We start from the raw sequence: 25122 nt of genomic DNA on the forward strand, positions 1-25122 counted from the left end.
CTTGACGTATCTTTATTTGTTCTATTTATGTTCTACACAAAAATGAGCAAAGTCAACTCTTGTGATTCATTTTTAAGCACCCTAGGTTGAGCAGCGCAGTTCAGTTTGAACGGATCAAGACGCAGTAACAAGCAGGAAGTCTACATGTCGAAATCGGCAATTAATAATCGCGAAATCACCATTCGTGGCGCCAAAGAACACAATCTCAAATCAGTTGATTTGGTCCTTCCGCGGGACGAATTGATTGTGATGACCGGCCTTTCAGGTTCGGGCAAATCATCGTTGGCGTTTGATACGATTTATGCCGAGGGACAACGCCGCTATGTGGAAAGCCTTTCCGCCTATGCGCGCCAATTCCTGGAGATGATGCAAAAGCCAGACGTTGAGCAAATTGACGGTCTGTCCCCTGCTATTTCGATCGAACAAAAAACCACGTCAAAGAACCCGCGCTCGACCGTGGGTACGGTCACAGAAATCTACGATTATCTGCGCTTGTTGTTCGCGCGCGTCGGCATCCCCTATTCGCCTGCGACCGGCTTGCCGATTGAAAGTCAAACCGTCACCCAAATGGTGGATAAGATTTTGGCGCTCGAGGAAGGCACTCGGCTCTACTTATTGGCGCCGATCGTGCGGGGCCGTAAAGGTGAATACAAAAAGGAACTCGCCGGGTTGATGAAGCGCGGCTTTCAGCGTGTGCGAATTGATGGCGAGTTTTACGAAATCCCCGACGCCCCTGTGCTCGACAAAAAGTTTAAGCACAATATTGATGTGGTGGTGGACCGCATTGTCGTTTCTGGAGATATGCAGGCGCGGCTAGCAGAGAGTTTTGAAACGGCGTTGCAACTCGCTGAAGGCATTGCGATTGCCGAAATTGTCGCCAGCGAAGGCGAAAATACACAGATGGTGTTTTCAGAAAAGTTTGCTTGCCCTGTTTCAGGCTTCACCATCGCCGAAATTGAGCCGCGGCTGTTTTCCTTCAACAACCCTTTTGGTGCCTGTCCGAAATGTGATGGCTTGGGCGCGGAGGCAAAGGTTAGTGAAGACCTGGTGGTGCCAGACGAGACGCTCAGCTTAAAGAAAGGTGCGATTGCCCCTTGGTCACGCACATCAGCCCCCTATTATGCGCAAACATTAAAAGCCGTTTGTTCGGCCTATGGGGCATCGATGGACACGCCTTGGCAGGAGCTGAGTGCGGATGTGCGCCAAGCCGTGCTGCACGGCACTGGCGGCAAGGAGATCGAATTTGTTTATGACGACGGCTTGCGCTCCTACAAAACGCAAAAGGCGTTTGAAGGCGTTGTGGGCAATCTTACGCGCCGCTATCGCGAGACCGAAAGTGCGGGGATGCGCGAAGAGATTGAAAAATACATGTCTTCCGCTCCGTGTGATTCTTGTGGCGGCTATCGGTTGAAGCCGGAAGCGCTGGCTGTGAAAATCGATGGCAAACATATCGGTGAGATTTCACAAAAATCTATTCGTGAGGCCCATGTTTGGTTTGAAAACATTTCAGCTAAACTGTCTGACACGCAAAAGGAAATTGGCGAACGGATTTTGAAAGAAATTCGCGACCGCCTCAATTTCTTGGTTGATGTGGGCCTTGATTATCTGAGCCTTTCCCGGAACTCGGGGACCCTATCAGGCGGTGAAAGCCAGCGTATCCGGTTGGCGTCACAGATCGGTTCTGGTTTGACGGGCGTGCTTTATGTGTTGGACGAACCGTCCATTGGCCTGCACCAGCGAGACAATGCACGCTTGCTCGAAACGCTGCGGCGGCTGCGCGATTTGGGCAATACGGTGATTGTGGTTGAGCACGATGAAGACGCAATCATGACCGCTGACCATGTGGTGGATATTGGCCCAGGTGCCGGTGTGCATGGCGGCGAGATCGTTGCCGAGGGCAAGCCACAGGACATTTTGAAACACAAAACCAGCCTCACGGGGCAATATTTGTCCGGCAAAATGGGCGTAAAGGTTCCGGCAGAGCGTCGCCCCATATCCGACACACGCAAAATCTCAGTTACTGGCGCAACAGGCAACAATTTGAAGAATGTTGACGTGGATGTGCCTTTGGGCTGCTTTGTTGCGGTTACTGGGGTTTCTGGTGGTGGCAAGTCGACGCTGATCCTTGATACGATGTATGCGGGCATTGCGCGCAAACTGAACGGTGCGCGTCTAATGCCCGCCCCGCACGACCAATTGCTCGGTTTAGAGTTTTTGGACAAGGTGATCGATATTGACCAAAGCCCGATTGGGCGGACACCACGCTCCAACCCCGCGACTTATACAGGCGCGTTTACGCCCATTCGCGAATGGTTTGCGGGTCTGCCGGAAGCCAAAGCCCGCGGCTATGCTCCTGGTCGCTTTTCGTTCAACGTTAAAGGTGGTCGGTGTGAAGCCTGCCAAGGCGATGGCGTATTAAAAATCGAAATGCACTTCTTGCCTGATGTTTATGTCACTTGTGATGTTTGCCACGGCAAGCGTTATAATCGTGAGACGCTGGAAGTTCAGTTTAAGGGCAAGTCTATTTCCGATGTTTTGGAAATGACAGTAGATGAAGGCGTTGAGTTCTTTTCTGCCGTTCCGTCCATTCGCGATAAAATGGTGACCTTGCAGCGTGTGGGGCTGGGGTATGTCAAAATTGGGCAACCAGCCACAACCTTGTCGGGCGGCGAAGCGCAGCGGGTAAAGCTCTCCAAAGAATTGTCAAAGCGCGCCACAGGCCGCACGCTTTATGTGCTTGACGAGCCAACCACTGGCTTGCACTTCCACGATGTGGCGAAGTTGCTTGAGGTGCTGCACGAATTGGTGGATCAAGGAAACACGGTCGTGGTGATTGAACACAATCTGGAAGTGGTCAAGACAGCCGATTGGGTGATTGACTTGGGGCCCGAAGGCGGCGACGGCGGCGGCGAGTTGGTGGCTGAAGGGCCGCCTGAGGCAATTATTGACGAACCGCGCTCCCACACGGGCCATTTCTTGAAAGAATTATTGGCCCGTCGGCCATCAGCCCAAGATGCGGCGGAGTGATCTAGCCTAACTCTCTTTCATGACAATTATACCATTGGTGCATGCGGCTCACACATATCTGGGCCGCATGTTTTGCGTTTCGGGCGCGCCCGATGTGCAGGTACAATACCTCTGTATTTTACAAAATTGCCACAGGAGCGCCCCATGGCTCACCCTTTAATGACATCCCTTGAAGACCTTCTTCACTTCCGCCAAACCCTATTGGAACTGGATTGTAGCGTTACGGCTGAAAATGATCATCTCGGATTGTTTAAGCCTGAAATTCAAATTGACACAGGCCACGGCTCACGAAAAACCACTTCTTAACCAGCATTGCAAAAAACGCATAGGCGCGTTGCAAAAATACCGTCTACTCAAGTGCGATTAGCAAGCCTATATACAGGTCAACAAACGGAACACACCACTGCAAACCAAGGAGATGAGCAATGGATTTTGGTAAAACTTTTCGCCGCTGGGCTTCATACCGCAAAACTGTTCGTGAACTGAGCGTTCTTGATGATCGTGAATTGAACGATTTGGGCATTACACGCGGTGACATTCAGCCATTGGCACGTGAGCATGCTGAACGCATCTAATGCGTTGAACACTCGACAAGACCTCCCGAATCTTTAAACACCCGCCCTTTTCGCGGGTGTTTTTTTATGGCTGAATTTTGTTGCGTTCGCCCCAGTTTCCTTGCTAACTGCCCCCATGACAGATCATTCAAAAATTCTACATATTGTTGGCGGCGGCCTAGCCGGTTCTGAAGCCGCATGGCAAGCCGCAGAGCTTGGCGTGCAAGTGGTGTTGCATGAAATGCGCCCTGTGCGCAAAACGGATGCACACCAAACAGATGGCTTGGCCGAGTTGGTTTGTTCCAACTCATTTCGTTCGGATGACCACGAGCATAATGCCGTGGGTTTGCTGCATGAAGAAATGCGCCGCTGCAACTCCGTGATCATGGCGTCAGCGGATAAATCCAAGCTGCCTGCCGGCGGAGCGCTGGCGGTTGACCGGGATGTATTTTCCGATGCCGTCACAGCCCAGTTGGAAGCACACCCCAATATCACCATTGAGCGCAGCGAAGTTGACGGCTTGCCGCCAAAAGAGTGGCAACATGTGATCATCGCAACTGGGCCGCTCACCTCGCCAGCCTTGGCTGAAGGCATTCAGTCTGTCACCGGCGAAGATTCCCTTTCCTTTTTTGATGCGATTGCGCCGATCATTCATAAGGAAAGCATCAATTTTGATATTGTCTGGGCACAATCGCGATATGACAAACCTGGCCCTGGCGGCACAGGCGCTGACTATTTGAACTGCCCGATGGATGAAGCGCAGTACAATGCGTTCGTCGATGCCTTGTTGGAAGGCGAAAAAACTGAGTTCAAAGAGTGGGAAAACGTCCCCTACTTTGATGGGTGTTTGCCGATTGAGGTGATGGCCGAGCGTGGACGCGAAACCTTGCGTTTTGGCCCCATGAAGCCAGTTGGCTTGACCAACCCCAACAATCCGGATGTGAAGCCACATGCCATCGTGCAGCTGCGCCAAGACAACGCGCTGGGCACCTTATGGAATATGGTTGGGTTTCAGACCAAGCTGAAATATGGCGCACAAGCCGAAATCTTACGCAAGATTCCCGGGTTAGAAGATGCCAAATTTGCCCGTCTTGGCGGCTTGCACAGGAACACGTTCCTCAATTCGCCCGCACTGCTGGATGAACAGCTTCGGCTAAAAGCTGATCCGCGCTTGCGCTTTGCTGGTCAAGTTACCGGCGTCGAGGGCTATGTTGAAAGCGCTGGGCTGGGCCTGGTTGTTGGTCGTTTGGCGGCAAACGAAATTTTGGGCCATCAAATTGATGCTCCGCCCAAAACCACCGCTTTGGGCGCGTTGGTGCACCACATTACGGGCGGACATTTGGCGGATGAGACAAATGGCATCAAGAGCTTTCAGCCGATGAATGTTAATTTTGGCCTGTTCCCGCCTGTAGAAGTGACAAAACCCGAAGGCGTGAAACGTTGGCGCGGCCCCGACCGGGGCAAGGCAAAAAAACGTGCAACGTCAGCGCGCGCCCTCGAACATTTAGAACAATGGCGCTAATCGGCGCCATTGGTTTGTTTTTCAAACACATAGAAATCCAAACGCACGACTTTGCGCGCCATATCGGGGTCCATATCGATGTTGGCTTCATGCAGATTCAGATAGAGAGTATGCTCCGCGCCCGTGATTTTTATGGTGTTTTCCGGCATAGTGGTGACAGTTAGGTTTTGCTGATTGATCCAGGTGGTGAGGTCGTAGCGTGAGAATTGCACATCATCGCGCATCACGACCAAATCTTTGTCATCCATGCGGAATTCGTAAGGTCCAAGCTGCTGGCTGCAACAGGGCAATTCAACACGACCATAAAATTTGTAGGTCCCTGAGAGATCCAACGGCTCTTCATTGGTTAGCCGAACAAACTCAATCGGCCGGTTGTTTGGCACTATATCTGGAAGCCCCAGCAGCGCCGCGAATTTCTCACGCGAAATCTCGCCATCAAACTCAAATCCTTTGATCTCAAGTTCTCTGGACAGTGCTGTGCGCCCTTCTTTCGAATTCAATAAATAGTTCGCCGCACCGCGAAGACGTTGGGCTGCCTCATCGTCGTCATCCGCCTCCTTCCATCGTTCGTAGTTTTGCTCAAAACGCGCGAGTTGATCGCGTATTGACCAAATCTCCAAATTGAAGGGCCCGAAGGAAACCAAAAGCAAAATGAGCGCTGCCAAAGCCGGTAAGAGCCGGATATCCAAGCGATTGAAGATGCCGACGCCCACAATCAAACTGGTCCACAACGCCCCCGCCAACAGCAATATTCGCTCTGGCGTAAGGCCATAGGCCGCGACGCGAATGTAGATCGCAATGATCAGCATGATCACCGGAACGATGGCCAGAAAGGGCCAGAAGCGCAGATATTTTGCCACAACGGGCTTTTCGCGCATGAATTTTGGATAAAGCAGCAGATGGTTGAGCCCAGCGACACATATGAAACCGATCACCATCCAACCAATTGTGCCTTCAGGATAGGTTTGCTGAATGACAATCTGGACGGCATAGGCAACGAGGATCAGGGCATACAGGGTCAAAAACGGCGCAAAAATGTACAAGCCTAAAAAGCCAACGGCTTGGGACAAAAAGTCTGGTTTGTTTAGCTCATCATCTCGGAATTCACTTGCTTTCGGAATTGTGGCGAACCAGTAGATCGGGGCGAACAGTGCGCCAGCAAGCGGCAGCAGATAACGGTACATCAAATGCTCAAGCTGAAATCCGAACAGAATCGAGACGGAGCGCTCGATAATCACCAAGCCAAGCAAAATCACCAAATATGCAAATCCGGCGACAATTGCCGACACGATGGAGCGATGGTTCATCCACCAAAATAGATTTTGCTGCCTGCGGCCATCATGCTTTCGCGTGAAATGAAGCGTTGGCGAGATCGAAGTCAGCAAAATCAGGATCGGCACCCACATAAAGGGTTGGCCAAGGGCCATATTCTCCAAGAATATGGTGGCCCCAAGCGCCAATAGCCCCATCAAATTGATAATCCAACCGACAATTTTGCCGAAAACGCGGCTTTCAACTGCAAGCTGGGTGGCAACAGCCAAAAGGGCTGTCAGCTCGACGGTGGCGAATGTTTTAAACAAGAAATCGTCGGCCGGGTTGGAGGACCCATTCAATTCAACAAGAAAAAGAATCGCGCCGATCGTGACAAGACCAACGGAAAACGGGAAGCGCTGCACCGTGCGTGCAAGCTCCGGACCAAAGCGATCGCGCCATTTTTGCAAGGCATTCATTGGTTCCGGATCGGCCATTTTTTCGCTCCTACTTGCGCAAACCCCATCGCATTAGCCGGAGTATTTTGCGCCAATCAGACATTTTTACGGCATGCCACTCACCCTTGTCGAGCGCGCGTTGCATACGCGTTAAATCGCTATCGATAAAGGGCCAGACACCAAATGCTGGTTTCGCAGCGCTGGGCAAGGCCTTAATCGCCTTGTTCGCTTTGTCGAGATGATCTCTGGCATGCTCGGCACATGATTGAAGGGCTTGAAGAATTTCTTCCTCTGGCTTGCCTGCAAATATATCATTGTCTTTTAGACCGAACGCAGCGAACACGTTGACGGGTAGAAAAACCTGCGCCCGCCGACGATCATATTCAAAGCTATAAAGCGCGCGTACGTAGGTTTGCGCCACGCCCAGATGGCCAGCAGCATCGTTAAACTGCTCCGGTGCGTCCTGTTCGCCGACACAAATCTGGGCCGCATATTGAAGAATGATGGATGCGACCTCACCTGCATAGCCTTCAAATTGGTTTTGATCGGGCATCGGGTCTTGATAGAGATCGAAACGTCGCGCCGCGACCATGCGCAAAAGCGGCACTGTTGAAAGCTTATACTTCTCGATGGCGTTAAACAGCGCATTCGCTAAAGGATTGCTTTCAACATCGCCATGGCGCTCGCCTTCGAGCGCGTCGCGCCAAAACTGCAAGCGAATCTCGCCTGGCATCGGTTCGCTCACACGGTGACGAATAGCTGCTAACTCGGCCGCGAATGCGTGTAGCGTCTGTATGGGAAGCCGGACATGCTGTGGCAGGACTAGGCTGGCAAGGTAGGCGTCTCGGTCCAACTCGCGCAATTGGGCAGATATGATTGCGGCTTCATCGTCGTTTTGGGCGCGCTGGCTCATTTTCCACGCTCAACGGCCAATAGAGCGGCGGCGACTGCGCGCTTTTCGCCCAGGAGCACATTATACGTCCGCGCCGCGGCACCTGTGCTCATGGGTTCTGTGATGATGTTGAGGTCGCGGCCTGTTTGCTTGATCGGTTTTTCCAATACAAACAATTGATCGCCAGTGCCGACAAACAGCACATCGATTTGGTCGGCCTCAGCCCAGACTTTCGCCAAACTGTCGTGGGTGATGTCTTGCACGGTCTTAACGTCCCATGCATGCATGCCAGATGGCAGACAAAGCAGCGAGCCAATGTGCGACATATCTCCAAACCGGAAGCCCCCATTGCCATAAGCGTCAATGGGAACTTGATATTTGAGAAAGCCTTTTTCCGGTGGGGTGATCAAGACTTAAACCGATGCCCCATCCGCGCGCCGTTCTTCTTTTGGCGCAGCTTCTTTGCGGCTGGTGAGGTTGAAATTGATCAACAATGGAGAGGCCACAAATATGGTTGAATATGTCCCCACAAGCACACCCCAAGCCATAGCAATGGTAAAGCTGCGGATCACCTCGCCGCCGAACACCACCAATGCACCTAAGGCGAGCAACGTGGTGATCGATGTCAGGATCGTACGCGAGAGGGTCTGATTGACCGACATGTTCAACAGCTCGGGAATGCTCATCTTACGATATTTGCGCAGATTCTCCCGCACGCGGTCGTATATCACCACCGTATCGTTCAAAGAGTAACCGACAATCGTCAGGATCGCCGCGATGGAGGCAAGATTGAATTCCAGTCCTGTCAGTGCGAACAAGCCGATTGTCAGCAGCACGTCATGGACCAAGGCAGCAACAGCGCCGATAGCAAATTGCCACTCAAACCGCATCCAGATATAGGCCAACACCGCAACAATAGCGGCTACAACAGCCAATGTACCTGTTTGTGCCAACTCACCGGAGACAGTGGGGCCAACCACCTCAGAACGGCGTCGATCATAGCCGACGGCCTCAACAGCCTCGATAACCTTAGTTACGGCTTCCTGCTGCGCAACATCACCGCCCGGCTGGGTTTCTACCCGGATCAACACGTCAATATCGGAGCCAAACTCTTGAACTTGAACATCCCCAAGATCGAGGGCGCCCACAATTTCGCGTAATTCGGCTATGTCCGCAGGGCCTTCAATCGACTGAACCTCAATGGCGGAGCCGCCTTTAAAATCGATGCCGAGATTGAGCCCCTTGGCGCCAAACAATGCCAATGACCCCACAACCAGCACAGCTGAGAAGGTGTAAGCCAGTTTCCGCAAGTTCATAAATTCAAAGTTGAAATTTTCCGGCCAAACTTTGAGGAGTGCGATTTTTAGCTCTTTCGGGCGACGACGCGCGTACCAACGCGAAATCATGAACTGGGTCAGCACATAGGCTGTGAACAAGGTGGTGATGATACCGATGGCCAAGGTCACCGCAAAACCACGGATGGGGCCAGAGCCAAGGAAGAACAGGATCGCCGCGGCAATCAGCGTGGTGACGTTCGCGTCCAAAATGGTCGTAAACGCTCGCTGAAAACCAGCTTCGATGGCTTGAATGGCACCACGTCCTGCCCGTTTTTCCTCACGGATACGCTCATAAATCAGCACGTTCGCATCCACGGCCATACCGATGGTCAGCACGATACCCGCAATACCAGGCAGCGTGAGCGTTGCGCCCAACAGCGACAGCGTGCCCAAAATCAACGTGATGTTGAGGAGCAAGGAAATGTTGGCGAACACACCAAATGTGCCATAGGCAACGACCATAAAGATGATCACAAGGATACCACCGACAACACCAGCCGTTTCACCGGCCGCCACGCTGTCCGCACCAAGGCTTGGGCCAACAGATCGTTCTTCAATGATGTCCAAGGTCGCTGGCAAGGCACCTGCCCGCAGCAAGACGGCCAAGTCATTGGCGCTTTCTGCAGTGAAGTTACCAAAGATTTGCCCGGAACCGCCAGGGATAGCGGAATTGATCACCGGTGCGGTAATCACTTGATTATCCAGCACAACAGCAAATCGTTTGCCGATATTGTTGGCGGTAATTTCCGCAAATTTTACACCGCCACGTGTATCGAACCGGAAGGTCACGATGGGCGAGCTGTTCTGTGCGTCAAATCCGGGTTGTGAATCGACCAAAGATTCACCGCCGATTGCCACTTCTTCAAACACCAATTCCTCGCCACCATCTTGGCTCGGCAAAATCATGGTGCCATCGGGCAGTCCTTGGATTTTCGCTTGGGCAGCGCTCATGGTGGGGTGCACCATGTGGAAGGTGAGACGCGCGGTTTTAGAAATTACGTCTTTCAGGCGTTCAGAATCATCAAACCCGGGCACTTGAACCAGAATTCGATCATTGCCCTGACGCTGAATGGTCGGTTCTGTTGTGCCCAGCTCGTCAACGCGGCGACGGACCACTTCAATGGATTGCGCCACAACAGATGACAAGCGCTCTGAAATGCCCTCTTCCGTCAGCTCAATCGTGATAAGCTGGTCAGGTGTTTGATTGATGATCATTTCATCAATACCACCAACACCGCCAAGCGACTGCGACAACGGAACGTCCAGCTCCTGCAAGGCATTGAGGGCTGTTTCCAGATTTTCTTTGTCGGTCAACTCGATGGTGAGCTTGGCCTCATCGGTTTTGATCAAATGGCCAATGCCATTGTCGTTCGCCAGAATAGACCGCGCTTCACGCCGCAATTCTTTTACGCGTTCGCTCACGATTTCTTCGCGATTCACTTCCAAAAGCAAGTGTGAACCGCCCTGCAAATCCAGCCCCAAGACAATCTGCTTTTTTGGCATCCAGTCAGGCAAGCTGTTCAGTGTTGCGGGTGCAACAAAGTTCGGCAGCGTGAACAATATGCCGGCAAGCGCCACAATAACAATCAGTGCCGCGCGGAGTGGAGAAGAATTTAGCATCGCAAGAAAACCTAGCGTTCGCGTTTAAAGAATTATTTTTTGTTGTCGTTGACGGGCTCTGCTTTGGTGCGCACGTCAGCAACCATTGAGCGCAAAACCTTCACACGCACATTTTCAGCCAGCTCAACTTCAAGTTCATTATCGTCTTTGACACGTGTCACTTTACCGATAATGCCGCCATTGGTGACGATCACGTCGTTACGACGAATGGCGTCGAGCATGTTCTTTTGTTCTTTCACGCGCTTTTGCTGCGGACGAATGATCAAAAAATAGAAAATTGGGATGATCAACAAGATTGGCATCAAGCTGGTCAAATAATCTGCTGCACCTGGCGCGCCAGCTGCCTGAGCAAATGCGGGAGAGACAAACATACGGATACTCCTTGATGTGGCTTTTGTTCATTTCAGATTTCACATAATCTGAGAGAAAGCCCAAGCCACGGGTTGGTTTGGTTTTGCGGGAATATATAGGGGGGATTTTTGAAATGCAAAGCGAAAACCCCACCTTTTTTCATGAGTTTGGAGCAAAAATGAAATTAAGTGAGTTCTTGGCCGATATTGCACAGTCTTTACGCGTGTTGGCCAGCCGTCCAAGCAGCGATCAGGTGGTGATTGGTGACGCAAACGCGTACCAATGGGAAGGCAGCACCAGCCAGCTCATGCCCGTGCACAATGTCAACCGAGTCGCACTTGATCTTTTGCAGGGGATTGAACCGCAAAAAAGAACGCTTTTCGATAATAGTTTGCAGTTCGCCAAGGGCTTAGGTGCCAACAATGCGCTGCTTTGGGGCGCCAAGGGCATGGGCAAAAGCTCTATCGTCAAAGCGATCCATGGCGAAATTGTTGAGCAAGCGTCCCATGAAAATGGCATCAAACGGCTTATCCTTGTGGAGATCCACCGGGAAGACATTGCCACCCTCCCCGAATTGATGCGTAAATTGGCAACGCAGGACATGCAATTCCTCGTCTATTGTGACGATTTATCCTTCGACCGCGAAGAAACGGACTATAAAGCGCTCAAAACTGTGCTCGATGGCGGCTTGGAAGGCCGTCCGAAAAATGTGCTGTTTTACGCCACATCAAACCGTCGACACTTGATGCCGCGCGAAATGATCGACAATGAAGCGCGGGCGGCAATCCATTCCAATGAGGCAAATGACGAGAAAGTTTCGCTTTCTGATCGGTTTGGCCTGTGGATTGGTTTTCACAATTGCGATCAAGATACCTATTTGGACATGATCCGGGGTTATTGTGATTATTTTGGCATTGAGGAAGAAGCGGATGCTTTGCGTGCGGCGGCAATTGAATGGGCGGCAACGCGCGGATCGCGCTCCGGGCGCGTAGCGATCCAATTTGTGCGGCATTTGGCCGGCAAAAAAGGGCGCGCCATTTCCTGACGCGCCCCTCTTACTGTCTTTAATTCAATAGATTTAGCTGGCCAACAATGGTGCCGGGTCAACCGGTGTTGCACCTTTGCGCAATTCAAAGTGCAATTGTGGACGCGCCACAGAACCTGTCAGGCCAACGGAGCCAATTTGCTCGCCACGGCGAATGTTGGCACCTTTGGAGACGCTGATGTCTCTCAAGTGAGCGTAAGCAGACACATATCCGTTCGGGTGTTTGATCAAAACGAGATTGCCGTAGCCTTCAACTGCGTTGCCCGTGTAAATCACGGTACCTGTATCGGCGGCCTTCACTGACGTGCCTTCTGGCGCTTCAATGTTAATGCCTGTATTTTTCGACGCCTTGAAATCTTGAATCATGCGCCCTGAAACCGGCCAGCGGAAACCTTGAGATTGTGACTCGGCTTGCGGCGCGGCAACCGCAGGAGTGCTCGGCACTGATGCGGTTTTGATCTCTTCTTGAGCTTTCGGTGCGGCAGCAGGCTGCGCTGTTTGTGTTGGCGCAGGTGTTGGTGTCGCCGCTGGCGCAGTCGGTTTTGTCGCAACCTTCAGACCAGCAGGACGCGCGATTGGCGTTGGGCTAGCTTGTGGTGCGTCGCTAACAGCCTGCGGTGCAGGTATAGACGTTTGCACTTCAGCAACTTTTTGCGCTGGCGCTCTTTGAGCGATCAAATCCGGACGACCGGGAATGATCAGCTCTTGGCCAACAAAAATACGGTCGGCTGAGGCCAGACCGTTGGCCGTAACAATGGCATCAGCCGTTACGTCATAGCGCCGCGCAATCACGTAGAGTGATTCGCCCGCCTCAATTTTATGCATGAAGGCATTTTCAGGCACCAAACGCGGCGTTGCTGCGGTTTCGGTTGCTGGCGGCTGCAATGTTTGTGGCTGAGTTTGAATCTCAGCGGGCGAAGTGGACGCTGTCATGGTTGAGGTACTCTTTACTGGAAGTGGTGACAAACTAGGCAAAGGTTGCTGCGAAACCTGAGACGGTGCTGCGGCCACATTGCCGAAATTAGAGTTAGACGCCTGTGTTTGCGGATAATTGCCGGCCAATAACGGATCTTGTGAACCGGAAGCCGGATAGCCCATTTGTGCACTACCGCCCACATCCGCAGGTGGTGTAAATGGTGCATTTGAATTTTGCGCCACACGAACAGGTGCTGGCGAAAGGGGCTGCGCACTGTTTTGCGGCGTCCCGATTGCCGTTGGCATTGCCTGATTTAAATCGGCATTTTGGGCAGTGTTCACAGAATTTGTGACCAGCGGACCATTTGAGATGAAGGGAGACCGCGCTGTGGTGCAGCCTGCCAGAACCCCGGCGACACCCAGAACGGAAATAAGGGCGACACTGTTTTTCAACAGCCGTGTTTTTTGGCGCACTATCATGGTTTTACTCATACTCAATACAACTTTACTCAGCCCAATATAGATTCATTAAGGTAAAGGGGAGTTTAAAGAGTTTGAGATTTTCCATGCATTAATGGCGCGAGACGAATTGTGCCCACAACATCATCAGCAAATTGATCGCCAATCCGTTCGTATCGGATAAGCTGTTGCAGCTCGTTTGGCGCACCAACAGGTGCCAGCAAAATGCCGCCATCCTCGAGCTGATCTAGCAAATCGGGTGTTACCTCGCGCACCGATCCTGTGAGCAAAATACGCGAAAAAGGCGCTTGATGCTTCCACCCGGCCAGGCCATCATCGTGCAAGCTGACAATGTTAGAAAGCTTGAGTTTTTCCCACCGATCCTGAGCCAGCCGAAGCAATGTGCCATATTTTTCGATGGAAAAGACGCGCTTTGCAAATCGTGAAAGCAGCGCTGTTGCATATCCTGAACCCGTGCCGATTTCCAAAATTTTGGGCACCTGCTCATCGAATTTCAGCTTACTGAGCATCTGGGCCACCTTGACCGGTGAGGTCATCGACTGACCGCATTCGATCGGCAACGCGCAATCCTTATAGGCGTGATCGGCATATTCATCTGGCACGAAAAGCTCGTGGGGCACCCGCTCAAAGGCATCTACCACAAGGCGTTGTGTGATGCCCTTTTGGCGCAGGCCGAGCACTAGGGAGGCTTTGGCCCATTCTAAATTTTGTGGCTGATCATCATCCTGCATCGTGATTGGCCTTTGAAAACTGAAATGCGCCTTCCAGACGTTTCAATTCTGCCATATCTGTTTGCTGCAGCAAAAGGGGGGTAACGGTGATCGCGTTGTGCTCAAGCAACCTGACGCAATCAGCCTCAGGTGTGAGCGGCGTTGGTGTTTGCAAAATCGCTACAAAATGTTTCCCCTCATTATCCGAGGGATAATATTCGAACGGCGATGTGGAAAAGCGCTGGTGTGGCACCACTTCAACGCCCGTAACATCCTTAGCTTCACAACGCGGAAAATTCACATTGTAATAGGTTTCAGTGCCCCGCGCGGATGCCATGATCTGTTTAATGACTTGCGCACCATACGCTTTTGAACAATCCCATTCGATCATGTGCTCGTTGGAAAAGTCCATGCTTTGGCTGAGTGCAATGCCAAGGGCGCCTTGCAAGGCCCCTTCCCGCGCTCCTGCTGCGGTGCCAGAACAATTGACCAAATCCGCAATGTTTTGCCCGCGATTCACGCCCGATAAAACCAGATCGGCTTTTTTGTCCTTCAACAGATGGGTCATGCCTGTGACGATGCAATCGGCAGGTGAACCATTGATCGCGAAAATCTGCTTATCGCGCTGCTCAATTTCCAACTCATGGCCGAGGGTGAATTTATGGCCTACGCCAGATTGGTTGGTTTGCGGGGCAACCACCCACACATCATCAGAGATTTCCCGCGCAACATTTTCCAAGACTTTTATGCCCGGCGCGTCGATGCCGTCGTCATTGGTGATGAGGATGCGCGGGTTGCTTTTCATCTAGGAAGCCGAGATCACAGTTTGGCCAGCCATATAGGGCTGCAAGACATCTGGGACCGCAATAGACCCATCCTCTTGCTGATAGTTTTCCATCACTGCGATCAAAGCACGGCCTGTAGCCACGCCAGAACCGTTCAATGTATGGACATATTGTGCTTTGCCGTCTTCATCGCGATAGCGCGCGTTCATGCGGCGCGCTTGATAGTCACCTGCAACGGAAACAGAAGAAATCTCCCGATAGGTGTCCTGACCCGGCAACCACGCTTCAATATCATAGGTGCGTTGCATGGTGGCGCCCATATCGCCAGCGCAAAGGCGCATAACGCGATAAGGAATTTCCAAGCCTTTCATCACAGCTTCCGCACAGCCAAGCATCCGCTCATGCTCGTCCAGCGATTTATCCGGCGCGGTGACGGCAACCATTTCTACTTTATAGAACTGGTGCTGACGCAACATGCCTCTTGTGTCGCGACCGGCAGATCCAGCTTCAGACCGGAAACATGGCGTCAAAGACGTGAAGCGCAAAGGTAACTCTTCTTTGCTCAACATACTTTCGCGCACCAAGTTGGTAAGAGAGACCTCAGATGTCGGGATCAGCCAGCGATCATCTGTTGTTTGAAACGCATCTTCGGCAAATTTGGGCAATTGGCCTGTGCCGAATAGCGCTTCAGGGCGCACCAAGAGCGGTGCGACAACTTCGGTGAAGCCATGTTCGCGTGTGTGCAAATCGAGCATATATTGCCCAAGTGCCCGTTCGAGCCGCGCAATATCGCTCTTCAACACCACAAAGCGCGAACCCGCAATTTTCGCTGCGGTTTCAAAGTCCATATGTCCAAGCGCTTCGCCTAGCTCATAATGCTCTTTCGGCTCAAAGTTAAATCGCTTCGGCTCGCCCACTTTGTGGCGTTCCACGTTGGCATCTTCGTCTTCGCCATCGGGCACGTCATCCAGCAACAAGTTGGGCAGCCCCGCCAAAATACGGTTCAGCTCTGCCGTCTGCTCACGTTCCTGATCTTCGCCAGCCTGTACTTTGGCCTTCAAGTCGGCAACTTCTGCAAGCAGCGCCCGCGCTTTTTCTTCATCACCCTGGGCTTTTGCCTGCCCAATCTGCTTGGAAGATGCGTTGCGCGTGCCTTGCCATTCATTGAGTTGTTGCACAGTTTTCTTGCGCTCATCATCAAGCGCGACAAGTGCTTCAGCCATAGGCTCAGCGCCTCGGCGTGCCAAAGACCGATCAAATAGGTCTGGATTGGCGCGGATCCATTTAATATCGAACATTATTCATCTCCGGCGGTTTGCCGTTTTTGTATTTTTGATTAGTTGCTTGAATCGGCTTCAGGATCAATAGGCCGGCGCGATCGCTCAACGAGACGCACCGCCAGAATCGAGAGTTCGTAAAGCAGGAATACTGGCACGGCCAACCCGAGCTGTGTCATGGGCTCTGGTGGCGTCAAAAATGCGGCCAGGGTCAAAATGCCCACAATGGCGTATTTGCGCCAGGATTTTAGATTGTCGGACGTGATCAAATCAGCCGTCGCCAACAACACAAGCACCACGGGCAACTGAAAGCAAAAGCCGAAAGCCAGCAAGAGTGTCATGGTCAACGACAAATATTCAGATACGCGGGTTACCATTTGAATGGAGGCTTGGCCCGAACCGGTTTGTTCCAGCGAGATAAAGAACTTCATCGCTAGAGGCATCACCCCAAAATAAACCAAGCTTGCGCCCATCACAAACAGCACCGGCGTTGCCAAGATAAAGGGCAAGAAAGCGCGACGTTCGCGCTTGTAGAGCCCGGGGGCGATGAAGCGATAAATCTGGATAGCAATCACTGGGAATGCTAGAAAAATTGCAGAGAACAGTGCAACTTTAAGCTGGGTGAAGAAGAATTCCTGTGGTGCTGTATAAATCAGCTCCACATCTTCCACATTGCCTACGGCGCGTTCAAATGGCCCAAGCAGAATATTAAAAATCTGGCTGGCGAAGAAAAAACAAACGATAAAGAGCACAGCGATAGCTGCCAGCGAATAGATCAAACGCTGACGCAACTCCACCAAGTGCTCCATGAGGGGCGCTTCGCTTTGCGCAACTTCTTGATCCTCATCGGCCTGCTGATCTTCAACATTTTCAAGGAGCTTACTCATTATGACTGCTCCTTCGCATCATTGTTGGTGGCCTTTGCACTTTTCGCGGGCGCCGCTTTCTTGGTGGCGGCCGTCTTACGCGGTGCAGTTGTTTTGCGTGTTGCAGGCTTCTTTGCTGCCGTCGTCGTTTTCGCCGCAGCTTTTGATGCTGCGGGCTTTTTCGTCGCCGCAGGCTTTTTGGCCGCCGCTGTGCCAGACGCCTTGCGCGCAGAGCTGGTTTTGGCGGTGGTTGTTTTCGCCGCTGCCGCAGTTTTCCGCGCTGGTGCTTTCTTCGCGGCTTTTGGCTTGGCCGGGGTCTTGGTTGTTTTTCCAGCTGTCGCTGCTTGCGTTGCAGCCGCTTCGCCCTCAACCGTTTTCGCCTTGGCTGCCGCTTTGGCCGCCTCGGCTTGTGCAGCGGCTTCGGCTGCACGTTCCTGTCCGCGTTTTACCGCTTCTTTCATGGAAGATGCCGCAGCCTCAGGATCTGGCTGTGGCACAGGGGGAAGCCCCGCCGCCTCGCGTATTTCATCAGCGACGCTTTCACTCCCCTCAACCTTAGGCTTGATTTTGCCAGTCGGCTCGACGCCCTTGTCGCTCACCTTGTTAAATTCATCAGAAATCTGTTTGGATGTCTGATTTAACGGATCGGTGATTGATTTTTTGGCGTCTTTGAATTCATCAATCGCTGCCACTTTAGACAGTTCAGATTTGAATTCATTTCCCATTCGACGCACCGAAGAGAACACATTACCCAGTTGACGCAGCAACGCAGGTAAGTCCTTTGGCCCCACAACAATCAATGCGATTGCTGCGATGATCAACATCTCGCTCCAGCCGATATTGAGCATAGTGCCCCTCTTATGAATTTGCGCCGATCAGACGATAAAGCTCAACTAAGATTAGTCTTGCTTCTCTTTTTCTTTTTCTTCAACTTTTGCTTCTTGCTTGGCGTCAATTTCGCCAACTTTTTGGTCATCGTCCTGCATGCCTTTGCGGAAGGCTTTAATGCCAGAAGCGACTTCGCCCATCATGCCAGAAATCTTGCCGCGGCCAAACAAAAGCAAAGCGGCAATAGCGATGATGAGAATACCCCATGGACCCGGATTCATTCTCTTACTCCTTCAACTAGTGATCTATTCACGATCTACACTCCATCAAATATGGTCAAATCGCGTCGAACACAAGCACGTGTTCTGGATTAATCGCAATATTAACATCCAAACCTGGACGAATATTGACATTTGAAGGCTGACGCAGACGAATTGTATTGTCGACCCCCGCCACAGCAACCTCAAGTGTATCAACGCCAAGCGCATCGCGTTTGGCCACAACACGCCCCGGCGTGCCCTGCCCGCTCTCATCGATATAGACTGCGCCAATTGGGCGCATGGCCACAATGACACGCGCGCCATCGGGGCGGTTTCCGGCATCAACATTGCCAAAAGGCGTGCGGGCCATGCCGCTTTGAACCCGAGAAGGAATCTCACTGACTGGCGAAAAGAACCGAGCCACATCCAAATCTTTCGGGTGATTGTAAATCTCGTCTGATGTGCCGATTTGGGCGATATTCCCGTCACGCAAAAGAGCAATTTTGTCGCCGAAGATCATGGCCTCTTCTGGATCATGTGTCACCAAGATGCACGTGGCTTGCGTTTCCCGCAGCACCGCCAATGTTTCGGCCCGCACACTTTCACGCAAGCGCGCATCCAGCGACGAGAATGGCTCATCCAGAAGCAATAGGCCTGGTTTGGGGGCAATGGACCGCGCAAGCGCCAAACGCTGCTGCTGGCCGCCTGAAAGTTGAGAAGGATAATCGGTCGCGCGCCCTTCAAGACCAACACGCTTGAGGGCTTGCAAGGCTTGTTTGCGCGCTTCCTCACGGCCTAGAGATTTCAGCCCATATTCAACATTTTGTAAAATGGACAGATGCGGGAATAAAGCGAAGTCCTGAAACATCAGGCCAATGCCGCGCTTATCCGGAGGCACGGTCACCCCTTTGGCGGACATAATGCGCTTATTAATCAGAATGCGACCAGAATCAATTTCTTGCAGGCCGGCAGCGGCACGCAAAATTGTCGACTTACCGGAACCGCTCTCGCCCAAAAGGCAGAGTATTTCGCCAGGTGCCGTTTCAAAATTGGTTTCTTTGAGCACGTGGGAATCACCCACATTGCAGCTGACCTCTTGAAATTCAAGCGCGGCGGCAAAGCTGATGCCCGCAGTGCCGCGCGGGCCCCACTTCACATCTGATTTGACGTTGCTGGTGTCTATGCGGTGCTGGGTCATAAATTAGGTTTCATTGGGTTGATTACGCGCATCCAAATCGCTCAGCAAATCATCACCGGCATCATCAGGCTCGAGTGGGTCTTCATCCGACGTTAGGTCACCATCACTTGGTTTGGGTACGCTGAAATCTGGCGGCAAGTTCGATGACAACAACCCTGCCCCTTTGAGCTCCCCAAGGCCAGGCAAATCCGTGATCTGTTCCAGCCCAAAGTGATCCAGAAAACCCATGGTGGTGCCATAGGTGACGGGGCGACCCGGTGTGCGTCGACGGCCGCGCATCCGCACCCATCCAGCTTCCATCAATACATCAAGCGTGCCTTTGGACGTTGCAACGCCCCGCACCTCTTCGATTTCAGAGCGCGTTACCGGTTGGTGGTAGGCGATGATGGATAGCGTTTCAAGTGCAGCCCGCGAAAGTGGCTTTTGTTCCACGTCGTCACGCCGCAGCAAAAATGACAAATCCTCGGCGGTTCGGAAAGCAAACTTTTCTCCGCGCTGCACCAAATTGATGCCTGCATGTTGGTAACGCTGCTGCAATTGATCCAACAAATCAGCCAGATCGGCATTTTCCGACAGATATGGGCGCAAATCATCGGCCCCCAACGGTTCCTTGGCGGCAAACAGCAATGCTTCCAGCACCCGCAAATTGCGGGTCTGAATGTCGCTATGTTGGCCGTTTGGCTCCATGGGATGCTTTCTTCACTCGTTCAGCAGGGACAAAAGGCACAATCCTTGCGCCAGCCGCCTTTATCTATCAATTTTCGGATATGTGTCCAAGCATTAGTTGCGATTAGCGTTTTCGTCGCACCATCAAGGGCGAAAAAGGAGCGGATTGGCGCAATTCAATCTGCCCCTGCCGCACCATTTCCAAACTTGCGGTAAAGGAGGACGCCAAAGCCGTTTGCCGCTCCTCGGTGGAGGCTAAATATTCAGACAAATAGGACTGCAGCGGCACCCATTCGGCCGATTGGCCAATCAGGCGCTCCAAGATTTCTTCGGCCTCGCTTAAGGACCAAACCGTGCGCACTTTGACCGAATAGTCTTGCGGAAATGATTTCTCCCGCTGAATTACATAGGCACGCAGTAAATCATAATAGGTCGCCTGCCACTGGTTGGTTTTGGTGGTTAAGATGGACTCTGGATCACCCCGCGCATGGATGTCGCGCCCAAGGCGTGGACGATTGACCAATTGGCCCGCCGCGTCGCGCATGGCTTCCAGCCGCTTGAGGCGGAATTGCAGCAAGGCGGCCATTTCTTCGCCGCTCGGCTCTTCATCTTCATCATCATGCGGCACCATCAGTCGGCTTTTGAGATAAGCGAGCCATGCAGCCATCACCAAATAGTCGGCAGCCACTTCAATGCGGCGTTCTTTTAGCGTTTGGATAAAGCCCAAATATTGCTCGGCCAGCGACAAGACAGAAATATGGGCCAGATCCACTTTCTGCTTTCGCGCCAAATCCAGCAGCAGATCCAGCGGCCCCTCATACCCTTTCACATCAACATACATCACGCCCTGACGTGAGCGTGGTTCTTGTTGTGTGAAATCATTTTTTTGAAAAGGCATCTGCATCGCTTTTGATTTAACCGCAGCCTAAATCATGACGCAAAAAAAAGCGCAGGGTCAAGGAAACCCTGCGCTCATCAACTGTTTTGTTGCCGAACTAGTTGTTGCGTACGAAGCAATCACCGCCGGACAATTTAATGTTGCTACAGATTGAATTGGCAGCCTCGATAGAATTGGCAGGCACCAATACACGGTAGAATACCCCACGGTCATCAAGGTCAACCTGATTGACCCCCACCGTTTGGCCGCTCAACGCATCAGCAAATTGCCGGGTAACGGTGGTGACCGTTGATTGCGCTGCTTCTGGCGAACGTTGCGAGGCAAGCTGCACATAGAATGGTGCGCTGACCTGGTTTGTCGTCGCGTTCACTGGCGCAGAGTTGGTTTGCGGCGTGGTCACTGGTTGTGAATCTGGAACCAAGCCGAGCGGCTGATCGTTGCTATCGCTCGTGGCAGGCGCGCTATTATTGAGGACGGCGGAAGCCAGGGGCTGATTAGTGCCAAGCCCTTGCGGGCGCTCAGGCGGCGTTGGGGCATCAGCCACCACATCGCCAGTTTGCGCGTCATCGGTGAGTGCATCCGCAGCATCGTTGACCGTTTGTTCCGCTTGATCCGCAAGCGAACCAGCTGCATCTGTTATCGCCTCACCCGTGTTTTCTGCACTTTGTATAGCGTCGCCAATTGGATCGTTGCTTGTCGCGGTTTCGTTATCCGATGTGCTGGTGACTTCGGGTACGTTTGGACGAATATCCGGCAATTGCTGTGCACCAGCGGATGCTTCATCACCGGTCACAATCGTGCCATCAGCCAAAACTGTTACGGTTTTTACCTTGCGGTTGGTCAACCCACCTGTCGCATCGTCTGAGTTGGATGGGGTGATCACGCGTGACACGCCTTCACCGGATGCGCCGTCGGTATCATCCCGTGAGACGAGTTGCTCTGAAGACGTATCTTCCGGTTGCCCTTCAAGCGCTGAAAACACCGAGGGTGAATCCGTTGTTTCGCCTGCATTTTCTGGCGTTTGTTTCACATCAGTGTTTTGCGCTGTTACCAACGGCACATCGCCATCGGTTGCACCACCGCCACCGATAAAGTTCCACAAAGTTGCGCCGCCCAGCCCCAACAAAAGCAAGGCTGCAAGGCCGCCCGCATAGACCGGTAAGTTGCTGCGCTTCTTTACTTTTCGCACAGGCTCGGTTTCCATATGGTCGCGGCTCTCTGCATGCAAATAAGGCGCAGAAGACTGCGTTTGCCCTGCTGCTGCAGTGGGGGCAGCTTCCGGCGCTGGGCCAACTGGCGCCTGCGCTTTTGGTGGCTCCGCTGCATCAGAAGCAGGTCGTGCTGCTGCCATGGCAGCCAATATGGCGGCCTCTGCAGCACTTGATGGGTCTTCTTTGGATGTTGGCGACTTGCCCTCATCACCGGGCGTTTGCAAATAGGAATGTGGCGACCCGCCAGCAGATCCACTCGCTGTGTCTTCAATCAGCCGTTCAATTTCGCTTAGTGGATCACTCTTTGCGGGCTGATTTTCAACTGGTTTGGGTTGCGGCGCTTCTTCTCTGGCCACATATTCGGGTTCTTGCGGCTGCTCTTCTTGCGGCTCCATATAGGGCTCATCGGCAAAAAGCGCATCGCTTTCATGATCATATTGTGGCTCAACCGGTTCAAGCTGCTCGGCTTCAACAGGTTGGCTTTCCATTGTGGAAGCGGGCGCCTGCGGCGCTAGCGTGTCGTCGGCGTCAGAGATTAAATTGGCGATTTCATCAACTTCGGCTGCCGCGTTGACTTCACGCTTCAAAGCCTCAGCAGATTGACGCTCTTCACGTGAAAGGCTTTGCGGTGCAACAGGCTCAGGCTGAGGTTCGCTTTGCGCTTCGGCCACCAGTTTTTCAACCTGTGCGCCAAAATCTTCTTGGCTCGACTTGGCTTTCGCCTCCGCATCCTGACGATAGCTGCTGGCAAAATCAAATTCGAACGGGTCAGCCCCTTGATCTGATTGGGGCGGATTTGCTGAGGTCGCCGGTGCTTCAGGTGTCGTGGATGGTGTTGATTGTTCTGGCCGCTGCGGAACGCTTGGTTCTGGCGCAGGCCGATCCTGTCGCCCCTGATCCTGCTGTTGACCAGAAAAGGCAGATGTAAACGATGAAGGGCGTTCTTCCCGTTGGGGCGAACGTTCCTTTTGCGCGCGTTCTTCAATAGATTGAGACACCGATGCACGCTTTGCGTCGTCTGCTACGATGCGGGCCAATTCTGCAATCAGATCGTCTGATTGGTCCAGATTTTGGTCTGCAGGTTTTTTTGAATCTGCCATTTAGCCGGTCAGCGCGCCAAACGCGCTGCCCCTATAGTTAGAATAAGTATTCGCCCCGAACTTAGATACATCACAGCATTGTGCCTGAATTATGATAGCTCGTCAGGAGCGGATACTCCCAAAATCCCCAGGCTATTTGCCAATACTTGACGAACTGCATTCACCAAAGCGAGTCGCGACAATGTTATTGTCTGTTCATCAAGGTTAACAAATCGTAACTCTGGCCGTTCTTTCCCTTTTGTCCAGAACGTGTGGAAGGCGCTTGCCAGGTCGTGCACATAGAATGCTACGCGGTGCGGTTCGTGCGCTTCGGTGGCGCTGGCCACGACCCGCTCGAACTGCGCAGCAATCTTAATCAGTTCAATTTCCGCTGGATCGGACAGCACACTCAGGTCTGCTTTTTGCAAAGCGTCGAGGGAAATATCAAGATCAGGCAAGTCGCGCTTGGCGTTACGGAAGACCGAGCAGGCCCGCGCATGGGCGTATTGCACGTAGAACACCGGATTGTCCCGGGTTTGGGCGGTTACAACCTCAAAATCAAAGTCAATCGGTGCGTCATTTCTACGGAAAAGCATGATGAAGCGCACCACATCGGCGCCCACTTCGTCCACCAAATCGCCTAGCGTCACAAAGGTCCCTGCCCGTTTTGACATTTTGGCAGGTTCGCCGTTGCGCAGCAAATTCACCAGCTGGCAAATCTTCACATCGACATTGGCCTTGCCATCAGAAACAGCTTTGCCTGCGGCTTTCAAGCGCTTGATATAGCCCGAATGGTCGGCGCCAAGCACCACGATTTGCTCATTGAATCCACGCAAAAATTTATTGCGGTGATAGGCAATATCAGCGGCAAAGTAGGTGTATGACCCGTCAGATTTCACCAATGCCCGGTCGGTATCGTCGCCAAAGTCACTTGCCTTGAACAAGGTTTGCTCGCGATCTTCCCAGTCTTCTGGTGTTTTGCCTTTGGGCGGTTCCAGCGTGCCTTGATAAACCAAGCCCTCTTCCCGCAACCAGTCGAGCGTCTTATGAATATCGCCATCTTCGCCATGAAGTTGCTTTTCGGAGAAGAAATAATCGTGATGAACATTGAGCTTGGCCAAATCAGCTTTGATCAATTCCATCATGGAATCGACCACGATGGATTTGACTTTGTCGACCGCCTCGGCCTCATCCATGTTCAGCAACGCATCGCCAAATTGGTCGGCCAGCTTTTTGCCCGTTGGTATCAGATATTTGCCCGGATATAGCCCTTTAGGGATTTCCCCAATATTTTGCCCCAATGCTTCGCGATAGCGCAGCAAAGCAGATTTGGCGAGCACATCAATCTGTCCGCCTGCGTCATTAATATAGTATTCTTTGGTGATGTCGCAGCGCGAAAACGCCATCAAACTTGCCAAAGCATCGCCAAATACAGCACCGCGCGCGTGGCCGATGTGAACCGGGCCCGTTGGGTTGGTCGAGACATATTCGACATTCACCTTGCCTGCCGGGGCGTCCTTGGGCCGCCCGTACTCTGTGCCGGTGGCATTGATCTCTGCAATCACATTTTGCCAAACGCTGGCTGAAAGCCGCATATTGATAAAACCCGGCCCAGCGATTTCCGCGCTCTCAACGCCTTCAAATTCTTTGATTTTCTCAATCAATTGTTCGGCAATCGCCCGCGGATTTGATTTAAGCGGTTTGGCCAGAACCATCGCAGCGTTGGTGGACATATCGCCATGGGACGCATCGCGTGGCGGTTCAACCACAAATCGGCGCAACACATCGGGTGTTTCGGCCAATTGAGGGAACAATGCAGATAAAGCATCTGCGATACGCGATTGATATAAAGCGAATAAATCCATTGATGGTCATTCCATTTTGTTGTTAGC

At 52.4% G+C, this 25122-nt stretch carries 21 protein-coding genes; 4 read left to right on the top strand and 17 right to left on the bottom strand.

Going from position 1 to position 25122, the window contains the following annotated elements; all coding sequences use genetic code 11:
* Positions 1–144 precede the first annotated feature (144 nt).
* The 3 genes from uvrA to trmFO all read left to right on the top strand — a co-directional run bounded on the left by uvrA (position 145) and on the right by trmFO (position 5103).
* A complete protein-coding gene (gene uvrA, locus G549_RS0112985) occupies positions 145–3027 on the top strand; it encodes an excinuclease ABC subunit UvrA (protein ID WP_027835387.1) in 2883 nt (960 codons plus the stop codon).
* A gap of 425 nt (positions 3028–3452) precedes the next feature.
* Positions 3453–3602 carry a DUF1127 domain-containing protein gene (locus tag G549_RS21710; protein ID WP_084634168.1) on the top strand — a complete coding sequence of 50 codons (150 nt, stop codon included), beginning with the start codon at positions 3453–3455 and terminating at the stop codon, positions 3600–3602.
* A 115-nt stretch (positions 3603–3717) separates the two neighbouring features.
* A complete protein-coding gene (trmFO, locus tag G549_RS0113000) occupies positions 3718–5103 on the top strand; it encodes a methylenetetrahydrofolate--tRNA-(uracil(54)-C(5))-methyltransferase (FADH(2)-oxidizing) TrmFO (protein ID WP_027835388.1) in 1386 nt (461 codons plus the stop codon).
* Here trmFO and G549_RS0113005 read toward each other — a convergent pair.
* From G549_RS0113005 to yajC, 5 genes are read right to left on the bottom strand one after another with little or no spacing between them, the layout of a single operon-like run.
* The gene (locus tag G549_RS0113005; protein WP_027835389.1) at positions 5100–6851 is read right to left on the bottom strand and encodes a DUF4153 domain-containing protein; all 1752 of its coding nucleotides are present in this window, start codon (positions 6849–6851) and stop codon (positions 5100–5102) included. The genes trmFO and G549_RS0113005 overlap by 4 nt on opposite strands.
* A gap of 10 nt (positions 6852–6861) precedes the next feature.
* Positions 6862–7725, bottom strand: coding sequence for a phytoene/squalene synthase family protein (locus G549_RS20280; protein ID WP_051213791.1), 864 nt, complete (start codon positions 7723–7725; stop codon positions 6862–6864).
* Complete coding sequence (locus G549_RS0113015; RefSeq protein ID WP_051213794.1) at positions 7722–8114, bottom strand: Mth938-like domain-containing protein; 393 nt, start codon at positions 8112–8114, stop codon at positions 7722–7724. The genes G549_RS20280 and G549_RS0113015 overlap by 4 nt, the downstream gene beginning before the upstream one ends.
* Before the next feature lie 3 nt (positions 8115–8117).
* On the bottom strand, positions 8118–10661 hold the full coding sequence (gene secD / locus G549_RS0113020; protein WP_027835392.1) for a protein translocase subunit SecD: 2544 nt from the start codon (positions 10659–10661) through the stop codon (positions 8118–8120).
* A 32-nt stretch (positions 10662–10693) separates the two neighbouring features.
* Positions 10694–11032 (bottom strand): preprotein translocase subunit YajC, encoded by a 339-nt coding sequence (gene yajC / locus G549_RS0113025; RefSeq protein ID WP_027835393.1) that lies wholly within the window; start codon positions 11030–11032, stop codon positions 10694–10696.
* A gap of 158 nt (positions 11033–11190) precedes the next feature.
* Here yajC and G549_RS0113030 point away from each other — a divergent pair, with 158 nt between their 5' ends.
* Positions 11191–12057 (top strand): ATP-binding protein, encoded by an 867-nt coding sequence (locus tag G549_RS0113030; protein WP_027835394.1) that lies wholly within the window; start codon positions 11191–11193, stop codon positions 12055–12057.
* A gap of 33 nt (positions 12058–12090) precedes the next feature.
* Here G549_RS0113030 and G549_RS21475 read toward each other — a convergent pair whose 3' ends face one another.
* From G549_RS21475 to argS, 12 genes are all read right to left on the bottom strand, one after another.
* Complete coding sequence (locus G549_RS21475) at positions 12091–13464, bottom strand: peptidoglycan DD-metalloendopeptidase family protein (protein WP_084634169.1); 1374 nt, start codon at positions 13462–13464, stop codon at positions 12091–12093.
* Between the two features lie 53 nt (positions 13465–13517).
* Positions 13518–14183, bottom strand: a complete 666-nt coding sequence (locus G549_RS0113040) for a protein-L-isoaspartate(D-aspartate) O-methyltransferase (RefSeq protein WP_027835395.1) — start codon at positions 14181–14183, stop codon at positions 13518–13520.
* Positions 14173–14967: a 5'/3'-nucleotidase SurE gene (gene surE / locus G549_RS0113045; protein WP_027835396.1), complete on the bottom strand. Its 795-nt coding sequence runs from the start codon at positions 14965–14967 to the stop codon at positions 14173–14175. The genes G549_RS0113040 and surE overlap by 11 nt, the downstream gene beginning before the upstream one ends.
* Positions 14968–16245, bottom strand: a complete 1278-nt coding sequence (serS, locus tag G549_RS0113050) for a serine--tRNA ligase (RefSeq protein ID WP_027835397.1) — start codon at positions 16243–16245, stop codon at positions 14968–14970.
* 38 nt (positions 16246–16283) lie between these two features.
* Entirely contained in the window at positions 16284–17111 is an 828-nt protein-coding gene (gene tatC / locus G549_RS20290; RefSeq protein WP_051213798.1) for a twin-arginine translocase subunit TatC, read from the bottom strand.
* Positions 17111–17938, bottom strand: coding sequence for a Sec-independent protein translocase protein TatB (gene tatB / locus G549_RS21480; RefSeq protein WP_027835398.1), 828 nt, complete (start codon positions 17936–17938; stop codon positions 17111–17113). Before tatB ends, tatC begins: the two co-directional genes overlap by 1 nt.
* A 51-nt stretch (positions 17939–17989) precedes the next feature.
* Positions 17990–18199: a twin-arginine translocase TatA/TatE family subunit gene (locus tag G549_RS0113065; RefSeq protein WP_027835399.1), complete on the bottom strand. Its 210-nt coding sequence runs from the start codon at positions 18197–18199 to the stop codon at positions 17990–17992.
* A gap of 55 nt (positions 18200–18254) precedes the next feature.
* Positions 18255–19376, bottom strand: coding sequence for an ABC transporter ATP-binding protein (locus G549_RS0113070; protein ID WP_027835400.1), 1122 nt, complete (start codon positions 19374–19376; stop codon positions 18255–18257).
* Positions 19377–19379: 3 nt separating this feature from the next.
* On the bottom strand, positions 19380–20063 hold the full coding sequence (gene scpB, locus G549_RS0113075; RefSeq protein WP_051213800.1) for an SMC-Scp complex subunit ScpB: 684 nt from the start codon (positions 20061–20063) through the stop codon (positions 19380–19382).
* Positions 20064–20166: 103 nt separating this feature from the next.
* Complete coding sequence (locus tag G549_RS20300) at positions 20167–20940, bottom strand: segregation and condensation protein A (RefSeq protein ID WP_051213857.1); 774 nt, start codon at positions 20938–20940, stop codon at positions 20167–20169.
* 97 nt (positions 20941–21037) lie between these two features.
* Positions 21038–23251 (bottom strand): SPOR domain-containing protein, encoded by a 2214-nt coding sequence (locus G549_RS0113085; RefSeq protein ID WP_027835402.1) that lies wholly within the window; start codon positions 23249–23251, stop codon positions 21038–21040.
* An 89-nt stretch (positions 23252–23340) separates the two neighbouring features.
* Positions 23341–25095, bottom strand: coding sequence for an arginine--tRNA ligase (argS, locus tag G549_RS0113090; RefSeq protein WP_027835403.1), 1755 nt, complete (start codon positions 25093–25095; stop codon positions 23341–23343).
* Between the last annotated feature and the right edge of the window lie 27 nt (positions 25096–25122).

Origin of the sequence: Maritalea myrionectae DSM 19524, assembly GCF_000423365.1 — a bacterium.
GTDB classification, from domain to species: Bacteria; Pseudomonadota; Alphaproteobacteria; order Rhizobiales; family Devosiaceae; genus Maritalea; species Maritalea myrionectae.